The organism is Arthrobacter sp. GQ119 (genome assembly GCF_059759125.1).
Genome location: NZ_JCAXEA010000021.1, coordinates 24,831 through 38,763, shown reverse-complemented (window position 1 = coordinate 38,763; position 13,933 = coordinate 24,831). Strand labels below are relative to the sequence as shown.

The following is a 13,933-nucleotide window of genomic DNA, read 5'->3' as shown; positions in this document are numbered from 1 at the left end:
GAAGGTGATCAATAGTCACACCGACGATCGGCGGGATCATGACCTCCAACCCACTCAATCCGTCCAACGGCGACGACAATCCGAAGGATCCGCTGGCGGAAATGCTGCAGAACCTCATGGGCGGCAAGGGCATGGGCGACATCGACCCCTCCGAACTGGCCAAGGCCGCGGGGCTTCCCGATGACCCCAACCTCCTGGCCCAGATGTTCTCGCAGGTCCAGGCCATGATGAGCGCGCCCTCCGAGGGGCCCGTGAACTGGAAGCTCGCCCATGACAATGCGCGGCGCGTGGCTGCCAGCAGCACCGACCCGTCAGTGAGCCCGGCGCAATCCAGGGAAGTGGATGAGGCCCTCCGGCTGGCCGAGCTCTGGCTGGACCAGGTGACGGATCTGCCGGCCACCGGACTGATCGGCAAGGCCTGGTCCCGGGCGGAGTGGGTCGAGGAGACCCTCGGGACGTGGAAGCGGCTCACCGAGCCCGTGGCCAACAGCGTCGCCAACGCGCTGTCCAGCGCCATGACCGAGCAGATGCCCGAGGAAATGAAGTCCATGATGGGCGGCGCTTCCTCCATGCTCCAGAACATGGGCGGCGCCATTTTCGGCATGCAGCTGGGACAGGCCATCGGTGCGCTCTCCGCCGAGGTGGTCAGTTCCACGGACATCGGCGTCCCCCTCGCGGACCTGGAAATGGCCCTTCTTCCCGGCAACGTGGCCAAATTCGGAGAGGGCCTCAGCCTGCCGGAAAATGACATCCGCCTGTTCCTCGCGGTCCGTGAAGCGGCGCACGCCCGCCTCTTCGTCCAGGTCCCTTGGCTGCGGGGCCACCTGTTGGGCGCCATCGAGGCGTACGCCCGCGGCATCCACATCGACACGTCCCGGATCGAGGAGCTGGCCCGGGACCTGGACCCCAGCAACCCGGAAGGCATCCAGGAGGCGCTGTCGCAGGGCGTCTTCATGCCCAAGCGGACTCCGGCGCAGGAGCAGGCCCTCCAGAAGCTGGAAACCGCGCTGGCGCTCGTTGAGGGCTGGGTGGATGAACTCACCGCGGCGGCCACGGAGAAGGTCCTCCCCTCCGCCGGCGCTCTCCGCGAAACGGTGCGGCGCCGCCGCGCCACCGGTGGTCCGGCCGAACATGCCTTCGCCTCGCTGGTGGGTCTTGAGCTGCGTCCCCGCAGGCTCCGCGAAGCGGCAACGCTGTGGGCCTCGCTCAAGCAGGAACGCGGCATCGAGGGCCGCGACGCCATCTGGAAGCACCCTGACCTGCTGCCCACAGCCGAGGATCTGGACGACCCCAAGGGCTTCAGTGAACGCCGCCAGCTGGCAGAGGCCAGCGACAGCGAAGTGGATGATGCCCTGATGAAACTGCTGGATGGCGGCTTCGACACTCCCGAGCCGGGCACGGCGGCCGACGACGGCGCGGCCGGAGGCGCGGAGCAAGGCACTAAAGACAACCGCCGCACGTCGGACGGCGGCGGTGCACAGGACACCGGCGGTGCACAAGACACAGGCGGTACAAAGGACGCCGACGGGACGAAGAAGGACGACGGCGGCCAGTAAGACGGCCGCTGACGGGTCAGTCCCCCGGGACGGACCCGTCGGCAGTTAATCCCCGCGAGGTCGCGAAAGAGACACCTTCCAGGAAGGCCTTGGCCCGCGCGGTTTCAGGGTATGCCTCCAGGAGCTGCCAGAAGGACGCGTTGTGTCCGGCAACCAGCAGGTGCGCCAGTTCATGGAGCAGCACGTAATCGATGACCCACTGCGGCATGGGCCGAAGCTTGTCCGACAGCCGGATGGACCCGTCAGCAGGGGTTGCCGACCCCCAGCGCGAGTTCTGGTTGCTGACCCAGCGCACCGACGTCGGCACGGCCCTTCCCCCGAGATAGCGTGCCGAGAGATCAGCCGCGTGGCTGGCAAGGGCAGAATCGGTGGCCGGACGCCGCCCGCCTTTGGCCTGCCGGTCCCCCTGGACCTTGAGTTTGTCCAGCATCCGGCGCACCCATTCGGCTTCCTGTGCCCTGCTGAAGTTTGCCGGGATGGCGACGACGGCGGTGCCGTTCTCCCAAAACGCGGCTACCGTACGGCGCCTCCTGGCCGACCGGCGGACGACGACGGGCGCGCCGTCGTGCGTTCTCACCTGCACGTCTGCCATCAGAGGGCGTCGCTCTCGGCAAGGACTGTCAGGACGGCTTCACCGTAGCGCTCCAATTTGGACGGGCCAACCCCTGCCAGCCGTGCCAGCTCCTCCAGGGATGATGGCCGTGCCTCGGCGATGGCGGTCAGGGTCGCATCGGTAAAGACGACGAAGGCCGGCACATCAGCAGACTGTGCGACGTCGCGGCGCCATTCCCGGAGGGCGGTGAAGGTCTGCTCCTCGTATGTTGGCGGGCACTGGCTGCAGCGGCCCACCTTCCGCTCTGCTCCGGTGGACAGCATGCTGCCGCAAACCCGGCAGGAAGCGGGAACAGCGGCCTTGCGGCGCGGCGCCGGACCTTTGCCCCTTGCAGTGGAGGTTGCCACGGAGTCCGGCCGCAGTCCGTCAAGGAACCGGGAGGGCTTGCGGTTTGCCCGGCCTCCCGGCGTGCGCGCCGTGGACCATGACAGTGACAGGTGCTCCCTGGCCCGGGTGATGCCGACGTAGAGGAGCCGGCGCTCCTCGTCCACTGCCTCCGGAGTATCCGCGAAGGAAATGGGCATCAGGCCTTCGCAGAGACCCACCAGGAAAACCGCATTCCATTCGAGGCCCTTGGCTGCGTGCAGCGAAGCCAACGTGACGCCCTGCACGGTAGGCGCATGCTGGGCGAGCGACCGTTCCTGCAGTTCGTTGACGAAGTCCGCGAGGCTGAACGTGCTTCCCCTGCTCAGAACAAGCTCATCGGCCAGCGCCACCAGGGCAGCCAGCGATTCCCAGCGCTCCCGGAGCGCGCCGCCGCTGTGCGGGGCGGAATCCGTGTAGCCGAGGGACGCCACGATGTCCCGGACGATCTGGCCTAGGGGCTGCGGCGACGATTCCGCCACTGCCCGCGTGGCGGCCCGCAGCTGCAGGATGGCGTCGCGCACTTCTTTACGCGCGAAGAAGCGCTCGCCGCCGCGCAGCTGGTAGCCGATGCCTGCCGATGCAAGGGCCTGTTCATAGGCTTCCGACTGCCCGTTGGTGCGGAACAGAACTGCGATTTCACTCGCGGGAACACCGGAATCCAACAGGGCACGGATCTTCTGCGCCACGGTGGCCGCCTCGGCTTCGTCATCCGAGCACTCGGTGAACTGCGGCAGGGGGCCCGCCGCCCGCTGGGCGACCAGCTTCAGCGGAGCGGCCCAGGCGGCATCGGCAACCGGCCCGCCGCTGCGGCGGCCCGCGAGGAGATCGTTCGCCAACTGGACGACCTGCGGCGTCGAGCGGTAATCCCGGATCAGCTTCACCACGTTGGCGTTGGGGTACATGGCCTTGAAGCCCAGCAGGTGCTTGGGCGATGCGCCCGTGAAGGAATAGATGGTCTGGCTCGCATCGCCCACCACACACAGCTCATCCCGGCCGCCGAGCCACAGCTCCAGGAGCCGCTGCTGCAGCGGCGAGACGTCCTGGTATTCGTCAACCACGAAGTGCCGGTACTGTTCCCGGACCGTGGCGGCCACCTTGGGATCCTCCTGCAGAATGCCGACGGTGATCAGGAGGACGTCTTCGAAGTCGATCACGTTGCGGTCGGTTTTGACGTCCTCGTAGGACTGGAACACCCGTGCCACGGCGGTGAGGTCGAAGCCGCCCGGGTTTCCCCGGTCCTGCGCGTTCTCAAGGTAGTTGGCCGGCGTGAGCATCGAAACCTTGGCCCACTCGATCTCCGAGGCCAGGTCCCGGATGGAAGCACGGTCCGTGCTCAGCCGGAGCCGGCGGGCCGCCTCTGCGATCATCTGCGCCTTGTGGTCCAGCAGGTTCGGCAGCGTCCCGCCAACCGCCTGCGGCCAGAAAAACTGAAGCTGGCGCAGCGCCGCGGCATGGAAGGTCCGGGCCTGGACGTTGCCCACTCCCAGGTCTCGCAGCCTGCTGCGCATTTCCGCCGCGGCCCGGGCGGTGAACGTCACGGCCAGCAGCCGCTGCGGACTGTAGACCCCGGAGTGCACGCCGTAGGCGATCCTGTGTGTGATGGCGCGGGTCTTGCCGGTGCCGGCCCCGGCAAGGACGCACAGGGGTCCGGTCAGGGTGCTGGCGACTTCACGTTGCTCGGCATCGAGGCCGCCAAGGATGCGGTCCTCCAGGGAGGCATTGCCGTCAGGAATTTCTGTAGTCACTTCTGCTGCTCAGTCGAAAGGAGGGATGGTGTACCGTGCCCGCGCAGGGCGACGGCGATAGCGGGCAGGCAAGCTGCCCTGACGCTGCACGCAGCGTCATTCGTCTGCGGGCCGGTCCTGGATCACTCCGCCGTACCAGTGCTCAATGAGCGACCGGGCGATGGACAATCTGCTGGAAATCACGATCTCCCCGCTCAGCACGGCCGCCTGGAGTTCTTCCCGGCTGAACCAGCGCGCACGGGTGACCTCCACGCCGTCGGGCCTTGCCTCGGTGTCATCCGTAGCAGCGGTGAAGCCGAGCATCAGGGAGGCGGGGAACGGCCACGACTGGGAGCCCAGGTACTGGCACGCCTTGACCCGCACGCCCACTTCCTCGTGGATTTCGCGGACCACCGCCTGTTCAAGGGCCTCCCCCGGTTCTACGAAGCCCGCCAGCGTGGAGTAGTTCTTGGCGTCAGGGGGCCCTCCCCCGCCGAGGAGCAGACGGCCGTCCGGGCCCACCACGGTGACGATGATTGCGGGATCGGTGCGGGGGTAATGTTCGGAGCTGTCAGCGGGGCAGCGCCTGACCCAGCCGCCCGCCTCGACGACGGTACGCGTGCCGCACCTGGGGCAATGCGTATGGGAGGCATGCCAGTTGGCAATGGCGCTTGCCTCGACGAAGAGCGCCGTATGGGTGGGGTCCAGCCGGGCGGCGACGTCCCGGAAACCTTCCCATGAGCCATCCGCGGGCAGTCCGGCGGAGCCGGGAACCACCGGTTCGGGCAGGATGAAAAGAAGGATCGGAGTGCCTTCCGGCAGCGCACTGGAGCTGAGGGCGGAGCCCAGGTAGACGACCAGCACAGGCCCCGAGTCGACATCCTGCAGCCGTCCCCGCAGCTCCCTGGCATCCGCCAGCACCAGCGCATCGTCATGGACCAGGGCCTGCCGGCCGGAGAGCACCATTGCCCGTGCCTGGCCTGCTGCCATCAGTTCGTCGACAAATCCCGGTTTCATCCGCTCCACGGATCCGCGGTTCATGAGGGCCGGACGCACGGGAAGCACAGTGTCGAACAGATGGTTCGCCGGCAGATCACCCGCGGGGAGGTGATTTTCCCGCCCCCCGCCGGATGGCTGAATGACCGGCGCAGCGGCCTCCGTATGACTCATGTATCCACCGTACTGACTCGGGGTGACAATTCACATTTCCCCTGCGCGGTCCCGGGAACCGCATCGTCTCCCCAACGCTGATATTTCCGCCGGATTCTCAAGACTCGCCGCGGCACATCGTTGTCTTGGACGTGAGTCAATCTACCGTGGAAGCGTGAGAAGAGAACCGATCGAACTGGCAGCTGTGGCAACCGCGGCAGTCCCCGGACTGAGCCCGACCGCAGTGAGTTCCGCCCCGGACGACCCCGCGGACTTCGACTCGGCACTCCTCCTCGATTCCGAGGGCAAGCGCTGGCGGGTCCGCTCGCCCCGGCATGCAGAGGCCAGCACCCGGCTTGAGACGGAATTCCTGGTACTCCGGGCCTTCGCCCCGGCCATCCGGGCCGAACTGCCTTTTCTGATGCCAACCGTCGCGGGGACGGTACGGCAGGAGAACCTGACCACGTTTGTGTATTCCCACCTGAACGGTGCCACACGCACTGTCGAGGAGCTCACGGCCGGCCCGCAGGAGCTCGCGAAGGAGATCGGCACCGCTCTGGCTGCCATCCATGATCTTCCCCGTGCGCTGGTCAGCAATGCGGACCTGCCCAGTTACACGCCGAATGAGTTCCGGCAGCGCAGGCTCAATGAGCTCGACATGGCAGCAACCACGGGAAAAATCCCTCCGCTGCTGCTCCGCCGCTGGGAACATGCCATGGAAGACGTCTCGCTGTGGCGTTTCAACCCCTGTGTGGTCCACGGCGACCTTCACGAGGACAACCTGCTGGTCGAGGAGGACCGGGTCACGGCCGTCACCGGCTGGACCGACCTGCGGATCGGCGACCCCGCCGATGACCTTGCGTGGCTTGTGGCCTCCAACGAGCAGGACTTTGTGGACGCGGTGGTGCGCCACTACAGCGAGCACCGTCGGGACGCCCCGGACAACCACCTGCTCCGGCGGGCGGCCCTCTCGGCGGAATTCGCCCTGGCCCAATACCTCGTCAAGGGGATCGCGGCCGACGACCGCAGCATGATCGCCGAAGCAGAATCCATGCTGGCCACCCTGGCGGACGATATCGCCGAGCACGGCGGACAGCCAATCAGTGTGGAACCCCTGCCGCAGCCGTCGGCACCGCCCGTGCCGGCAGCTCCCGCGGCGGTCCCTGCCGGGCAGGCGGCGGACGGCTCGGCTGTGCCGGCACGGGGCGCAGTCACTGTCGAACCCATCCCGGCGACGGCACTGGCCGACGCCCACGCCACTGATGTCACCGGCGTCACCGGCGTCTCCGCGCCGATGCCCGCCGTGCATGTCACGCCCATCCCCGTGGAGGAACCCGGCCGGCAGACAGTGGTCCCCGACAGCCCGGGCACACAGGACCGGCAGGAAGAACAGGACAACCCTGGCCCTCAGGAAGGGCAGGACAACCCGGGCACCCGGGACCACGATCCAGGGCAGGACCACGATCCAGAGCAGGACCACGGGGAAGCCTCCCGGCCCGTGCTTTCGGCGGACGACACGTCCACCACAGCCCTCACGGTCGTCGACGCCAAGACCAACTGAGCGGCAGCGCCTGGAGGCCCCGGCGCTACCGTGTCGGGGGTACCTGCCATGGGCCTACCTTTCCGGCTCGACCGGCCCGCACCTTCGGATCGGCCTACGCCTCCGGATCGGCGAGGGCGGCCGTCACAATGGATTCCAGTTCGTCGCCGGAAGCAAGATCGTGCGGGCGCACCACCTGGTTGTCTGCCACGTAGTAGAAGGCGGCCCGCACCTGCTCAACCGGAACATCCTTGAGGCGGGCCCAGGCGAGCCGATACACCGCGAGCTGGACGCTCTTGGTTTTCAGCTGACCCGCTGAGGGCCGGCGCCCGGTCTTCCAGTCGACAAGATCCCAGCCGCCGTCGGCGTCCCGGAACACGGCGTCAATGCGGCCACGGACCACGACGTCGCCGATCCGGGTTTCGACCGGCACTTCGACGTGGGCGGGCGACCGGTGCGCCCATTCGGATGCCTTGAACGTGGCAACCATGTCCTCGAGGCCATAGGCCTCGTCAATGTGGTCATCGGATCCGGGGGCTTCATCAATGTCCAGCATGCCGGACGTCCCGAAGTACTCCTCCACCCAGGCGTGGAAAGCCGTCCCTTTCCGGGCGGACATGCCGGGTTCCCGAGGGATGGGCCTCCTGAGCCGCTGCAGTACTGCCGCGGGGTCCTCATCAAGGGCAACCAGGGTGGAAGCGGAAATGTGTCCCGGCAGGTGCACGTCGCGGCTGTTTGCGCGTCGGGCGCGCCGCTCGAGCAGCAGGCCGGCCTCCCGCGACCAGCCAGCAGCCGGGGGCGGGAGTGCACGGCTGGTGCCACTTTCGGACTCCGAAGCAGGTGCGCCGGAGACCGCCTGCGTCCCCTGCCGGTCGATTTCCTGGAGCACGCGGGCAGCGGCCCTGTCCATGGCCGCCCGCCGCCCCGGGACAAGCCGGAGCCGCTTCCCGGTTCGGGGGTCAACAGGTCCTTCCAGCGGATCGTATGGCCAGATTGCCACCTCGAGGTCCTGGGTCAGCGGGCTTTCCTGCGGCAGCGAAACCTCGTCCACCGAGTCGGGATGGATTTCCGCCACCCTGCCGCCTGCAGTGACTGAACCGGCTGCTTCGCCAATGCCCGCCAGGGGTCCGAGTTCAGCAAGGAACGGCGACATCTCCGCCATTCCGCCGCGGGCGCCGACCCAGGCGGCGCTGGAAATCCACAGCACATGCTTCGCCCGCGTGTACGCCACATAGGCGAGCCGCCGTTCTTCAGCTTCCCCGTGTGCCTGGACCGCGGCCTTGAAGTCCTTCTCGGCGTCGAGCCACCCTTTCTGGTCCGGCTGGTCCAAATCCCACTGGGGCAGGTCAGCACGGTCACCGCGGAGCGGCCAGGGCAGCGCAGCCGAACCGCTGCTCCACCGGGAGTCCCGGCTGCTCGGGAAAGACCCGGAGTTCAGGCCCGGCACAAACACAACATCCCACTCGAGTCCCTTGGAGGCGTGGACTGTGAGCAGCTGGACGGCTTCATGGTTCACGTCAGGCGGCGGCACATCCAGGCCGCCCTCCTCGGCCGCCGCCGCCTCGAGCCATGCCAGGAAGGCGAGGATGTCCACGCGGTGCGACGTCTGAAGGAAGCCGGCGGCGGCGTCCTGGAAGGCGTCGAGGTTCCGCCGGGCCTGATGGATGCTGAGCCCGGGCCGGGCAGCGACCTCAATGTCCAGCAGCATGGCGCGTTCCACCTCGCCGAGGAGGGTTGTGAGGTCGTCCCCGATGAGTCCGCGCAGATGCCTCAGCTCGGTAGCCAGTCTGCGCAGGCGTTCCAGGGCAGCTGCCGTCAGGGTCCGTCCATGCGCCGAAGTCCAGCCGTCCCTGGGCAACCAATCCAGGGCTTCCACCAGGCTCGCCGCGTCTGTCAGGTCCCCTTCGATGACAACGTCGGCGGCGGAGCCTGGCTCCTCGTCCGCGATGGCCGCATCGGCTGCGTTCTGGCCACGCCGGCGCGCGAGGTAGGACGACCAGTCACTGAACGCCATGAGGTCTGCCGGGCCGATCCGCCATCTGGCGCCGGCCAGGAGCCGCATCAGGGAGTCTGACCGCCCGGGATCAGCAAGGACACGCAGCGTCGAGACGAGGTCAACGATTTCCGGGGTGTCCAGCAGGCCGCCTAATCCTACGATTTCGTAGGGGATCCCCTTGGCCTCAAGTTCCCGTCGGATGCACTCCATCTGGGCCCGCCGGCGGCACAGCACCGCCATCGCGGGCGGGACGGGCGCACCGGCTGACTGCTTCTCGAAGTCCGTCACCCGGAATTTCAGGAGATCGCGCGCAATCGCTGCCGCTTCATTTTCGTCCGTGTCAAACCGTCCCATGACCACCCGCCCTTGGGATGCGGCCGGGCTCGGCTGCAGGGGCGGCACTTCGACGGCGGCCGCCGACGTCCGCTGGCCGGCGGGTCCAGCCGCCGCGGCCGCAGCGCTCAGCGGCGCTGATATGACGTTAGCCGCGGCGAGGATATTCCGTCCGTTCCGCCATGCGGTGGTCAGGTAGGAGACGGGGGCCGGACTGAACCGGGCAGCTCCTGATGCGTGCCCCGCAACCTTGACCGGGAACTCGCTGACGAAGTGGAACAGCTGGCCGGCCGAAGCGCCGCGGAATCCGTAGATGGACTGGTTGGGGTCGCCCACGGCAGTGACAGCATGCCCGTCGCCGAAGAGACGCGAGAAGAGGACCAGCTGCGCGTGTGAAGTGTCCTGGAACTCGTCCAGCAGCACCACCCTGTACCGCTGCCGTTCCGTGTCCGCGGCGAGCGGGACCTGCCGGGACACCTTCGCGGCCAGGGCAACGAGGTCGCCAAAGTCCAGTGCTCCCCGTGCCCTCTTGGCCTCGGAGTAGCGGCCTACGAGGTCGGCCACACTGGCCCTCGTCCGGAGCATCGCGCCGAGCTCGGCGGCGGCCTGGGTGGGGTTCTTCTTCGCGCCGGCCACATACGGGAGGCCTTCGAAGCCGGCCAGCCGCTCCATCAGCCAGTCCTGGACCTCGGCTGGCTCACGGAGGTGCTCAGCGCACTCGCCCGCGAGCTGGATGACTGCTTTTACGAGCGTGGACTTGGCCGCCCGGAAATGGGCGTACTCGCCGTCGTACGACTCGACGACTTCGCTTGCCAGCTGCCAGGCCTGGGCGCCGCCCAGCAGGACGACGTCGCGCTCGATGCCGAGCCGGAGGCCATAGTCGGAGACGATGCCGCTGGCAAAGGAGTGATACGTGGACACCTTCGGCTCGAGGGCGTCGGCGCTGAGGAGGCCCTCGGGAAAGAGCGAGCGGCCGGCGTCGGCCGCCGCGATGCGCTGCAGGGCCCCAAGCTTGGCCCGGATACGGCTTGCCAGTTCGCCGGCTGCCTTCCTGGTAAAGGTGACACCGAGGACTTCCTCAGGTTTGACCCAGCCGTTGGCTACCAGCCAGACAACGCGGTCCGCCATGGTGGCGGTCTTGCCGGAACCGGCGCCGGCAATAACCAGGCGCGGGGTCAGCGGCGAAGAGATGATGGCCGATTGTTCCGCCGTAGGCAGGTTCTTCTCCCCCAGCAGGACCGAGAGTTCCTCGGGGCTGAACCTGGGGGCAGGGAGTTCGGGGAGGGCGCTCATTCTGTAACCTGCTTTCCCCGTGCACAAAGAGGGCAGACTTCCGGAAGCCTGCAGCCGTGGCCGCCGAAGCCGCCCTTCGAGGGATCGTGCCGAGCTTCGAATTCACGGCCGGACATGACGCCGGCGGCATCCTTCACCATGTCCATCGCCCAGTTGTCCCCCGGATCCAGTGGATCCTGATGCTGTACTCCCGGGCTCTTCGCCGTGGTGCCCAGCTGCGCCAGCACGGCCCCTCCCGGCTGCGCGCCGGGAGGAAGATCCTCACCGTCGAAGCCCCCCGCGAGGACCGCCGCCTGGTAGGCGCCGAGCTGGGGGTGCCTGCCGAGCTCGGCTTTTCCCGGCTGCCGCTTGCCGGTCTTGAGGTCAACGATCACCAGACGTCCCTGGGAGTCAATTTCCAGCCGGTCCACCTGGCCGCGCAGGACGGCGGAACGGGCTTCCGAGCCAGCATCCGGCCCGTCCTCATCCAGTGTCAGCTGGACCTCAAAGTCCTGCTCCACACCGGCCAACCGCCTGTCTTCGCTGCGCATGACCAGGATGTACTGCGCAAGCTTGCGGACCATGGATTCAGCCCGCTGGAAGTCCAGTTTCCCTTCCCAGTTGTCCTTCATGCCCAGGGCGGGCCACCGCCTGACGAGTTCGGCGAGGTATTCGGCTCCCGAGCCCTCGGGGATGTCCTGCGCGATGGAGTGCACCAGGGTGCCCAGGCTTCTGGCGAAGTCGGTGGCTGCCTCGCCGCCGGCAGCCTGGACGAACCAGTCCAGGGGCGATTTCTGCACGGACTCCACCTTTGAGGGCGACACATAGACGGTGCCGCCGGGCGGCACAATGCGTTCATCGGAGGTCAGCGGCGCCAGTCCCCACCAGCTGTGGGGATGTGCCCCCGGAACGGGAGGATCGGCCGTAGCGAGGCGCCCAAGGACCCTGACGGCCTCGTCGGATTCAGCGGCGAACCTTCCGTCCAGCTGGGCGTACTGGCGCAGCTCCGCCACCAGTGCCCTGAGCGTCAGCGGCCGCTCCACGGAGGTGAATCCCCTCGCGTCCCGATCCGGCTGCAGCGGAGCGACGTAATCCAGGAACGAGGACGGCTGTTCATCTTCCGAGGCCACGGCAGTGCAAATCAGTACATCCCTGGCGCGGGACACCGCCGTCGAGAAACTCCGGAGCTCGTCGTATCTGATCTCCCGCAGGCGGCTCAGCGGGCCACGCTGGAGCGCGTACTCCACGCCATGCTCCACGGCATCGGCAAAGAGTGTGCTCCCCAACAGCTCGCCGCGCAGCCTGGTATTCGGCCAGACGCCTTCCTGAAGTCCTGCCACGATGACCACGGGCCACTCCCTCCCTGCGGCGCTGGCAGGAGTCATCAGTTCCACAGCGTCATCGACCTGTGCCCGCGCCGCCAGCGTGTCCATGGGCAGCTCCTGGCTAAGCAGGTACTCAAGGAACTGCACCGGACCGGAACCGGGCATCTGGTCGACGTATCGTTCCGCAGTGTGGAACAGCGCCATCATGGCGTCCAGGTCACGGTCCGCCCGCGCCCCCACAAGCCCGCCGGACAGTGCCGCCGCCGTCCAGGCCCCCGCGAGGCCGGTGGAATTCCACAGCGCCCACAGGACGGTCTCGGCATTCGCCCCGGGCTCGGCCGCTGCACGACGCCCCGCATCGATCATCCTCGCGACACGCCGCGCCGACCGGCCTTCAATTCCCAAGGAGGCGAGGGCGCCGGGCTCGGTGAGCGCCTCCACAAGCAGGGAGTCGCTGGAGCGCCCGCCGCCGCCGAGGATTTCCTCCCGGCGCAGCGACTGACGGAGCCTGCGGAGTTCCAGGGACGTGGCCCCGCCGATCCGCGAGGTCAACAGCGACACCGCGGATTCCGGCGTCAGCAGGTCAGGGTCAAGGGCCACGGCATAGGCGTCGAGCAGCGGACGCACGGCAACTTCGTCCCGGACAGCGGACTCCGCCACGGGAATCCGCACCGGAATGCCCTGGCCGGTCAGATAGCGCTGCAGCTGGCTGAGTTGGCCGCCGTTGCGGACAATCACGGCCATGTCCGCGAAGTCGCGGCCGCCATTAATCTGGGTTTCGAGGATCCGCTGGGCAATATACCGCAGCTCATGAACCGCAGAGGGCAGCAGGTGTGCTTCAACGGTTCCGCCGCTATCCCGGCGTGCCTGCCCCGCCGCCGCCTCACCGCTGCGCTGACCGGCGTCGGGTTCGTCGAGACGCCGCGCGAGCTGTCCTCCTGCGCGCAGCGAGATCCGGCTGGCTACGCCCAGCCAGGCCTGCGCCACCGCCGGCTGGTGCCTGTGGGCGTACCGGAGCGGCCGCTCCACAACTCCCGCGCCGCCGTCACCGCCCAGAAGGCGCGGCAGCTCTGCGACCAGGTCAGGCCGTGCCCCCCTGAATCCCTGGACGACAGTGTCCGGGGAGGACGTGACATAGACATCCTTGCCGCCGGCGACGTCTGCCAGCAGCTCAAAGACAGCAGGATTGGCTTCATGAATATCGTCGACGAGGATCAGCTGGAGGCGTTCCCGCTCCGCCGCCAGAAAATCGGGTGCGTCCTGGAACAGCTGCCGCGCAGCCGTGATGATGCCGGCCGGATCAAAGGCCTCAGGCATGCGCAGGTCCAGGACATCCCGGTACTCGGCATAGAGGGCAGCGGCCGCAATCCAGTCCGGCCTGCCGCACTCATGCCCGAACTTTTCCAGGTCCCGGGGCGTTCGGCCGGATTCAATGATCCGGTCAAACAGCTGCCGCACTTCCTGCCGGAAACCCCGGGTGGGCAGGGCGGCGCTCAGGTCCGCCGGCCAGGGCAGCCCCAGTCCGGGCAGGGCGTGGCCGTCCAGCAACTCCTTGATGATGAGGTCCTGTTCCGGGCCGGACAGCAGGCGCGGTGCCCGCGGCAGCGGTAGGATCCCCTCTGCTTTGGCCCGCCGGATCAGGTCGAAGGCGTAGGCGGCCCAGGTCCGTGCGGGGGTGGTGCTCAGGCTGCGGTTCAGCCGGGCCGTAAAGCGGTCACGAAGGGTGTCCGCCGCCAGTCTGCCAGGGGCAAGAATCAGGATTCGCTCCGGGTCCGCGCCATCCATCTCCACCCGCCGGACTGCCGCTTCTATGAGGACGGTCGACTTCCCCGTGCCCGGTGCCCCGGGGACCAGCACGGGACCCGAACCCTGCGGCACCTCCACGGCCGCGACTTGGTCCTCGGTCAGCAGCGGAAGGGTGCTGTGGACCTGGCGCGGCGGCAAGAGACGGAGACCGGTCCCGGGCAGCGGCTGGGATCCTGCGAAGGGTTCCTGGTGCTCCGCCCCTTCGCGGAACGGCGCCTCGGTGAATGGTGCAGCGGTGGTGAATGGTGCAGCG

The 13,933-nt window shown here is 67.9% G+C and carries 7 protein-coding genes; 2 read left to right on the top strand and 5 right to left on the bottom strand.

The features are described 5' to 3' along the window. Positions 1-38: 38 nt before the first annotated feature. Positions 39-1,556 carry a zinc-dependent metalloprotease gene (locus AC6CH3_RS18240; RefSeq protein ID WP_498133764.1) on the top strand — a complete coding sequence of 506 codons (1,518 nt, stop codon included), beginning with the start codon at positions 39-41 and terminating at the stop codon, positions 1,554-1,556. A 16-nt stretch (positions 1,557-1,572) separates the two neighbouring features. On the opposite strand, the gene AC6CH3_RS18235 is transcribed toward AC6CH3_RS18240, so the two are convergent. From AC6CH3_RS18235 to nudC, 3 genes are all read right to left on the bottom strand, one after another. Next, entirely contained in the window at positions 1,573-2,148 is a 576-nt protein-coding gene (locus AC6CH3_RS18235; protein WP_498133763.1) for a M48 metallopeptidase family protein, read from the bottom strand. After that, positions 2,148-4,280 carry an ATP-dependent DNA helicase UvrD2 gene (locus tag AC6CH3_RS18230; protein WP_498133762.1) on the bottom strand — a complete coding sequence of 711 codons (2,133 nt, stop codon included), beginning with the start codon at positions 4,278-4,280 and terminating at the stop codon, positions 2,148-2,150. Before AC6CH3_RS18230 ends, AC6CH3_RS18235 begins: the two co-directional genes overlap by 1 nt. Positions 4,281-4,376: 96 nt before the next feature. Then, complete coding sequence (gene nudC / locus AC6CH3_RS18225; RefSeq protein ID WP_498133761.1) at positions 4,377-5,429, bottom strand: NAD(+) diphosphatase; 1,053 nt, start codon at positions 5,427-5,429, stop codon at positions 4,377-4,379. Positions 5,430-5,583: 154 nt separating this feature from the next. On the opposite strand from nudC, the gene AC6CH3_RS18220 reads away from it, so the two are divergent. Beyond that, positions 5,584-6,969 carry a macrolide 2'-phosphotransferase gene (locus AC6CH3_RS18220; RefSeq protein WP_498133760.1) on the top strand — a complete coding sequence of 462 codons (1,386 nt, stop codon included), beginning with the start codon at positions 5,584-5,586 and terminating at the stop codon, positions 6,967-6,969. Between the two features lie 94 nt (positions 6,970-7,063). Here AC6CH3_RS18220 and AC6CH3_RS18215 read toward each other — a convergent pair whose 3' ends face one another. Both AC6CH3_RS18215 and AC6CH3_RS18210 read right to left on the bottom strand, forming a co-directional pair. Further along, the gene (locus AC6CH3_RS18215) at positions 7,064-10,570 is read right to left on the bottom strand and encodes an ATP-dependent helicase (protein ID WP_498133759.1); all 3,507 of its coding nucleotides are present in this window, start codon (positions 10,568-10,570) and stop codon (positions 7,064-7,066) included. After that, the gene (locus AC6CH3_RS18210; protein WP_498133798.1) at positions 10,567-13,842 is read right to left on the bottom strand and encodes an ATP-dependent helicase; all 3,276 of its coding nucleotides are present in this window, start codon (positions 13,840-13,842) and stop codon (positions 10,567-10,569) included. Before AC6CH3_RS18210 ends, AC6CH3_RS18215 begins: the two co-directional genes overlap by 4 nt. Positions 13,843-13,933: the final 91 nt, after the last annotated feature.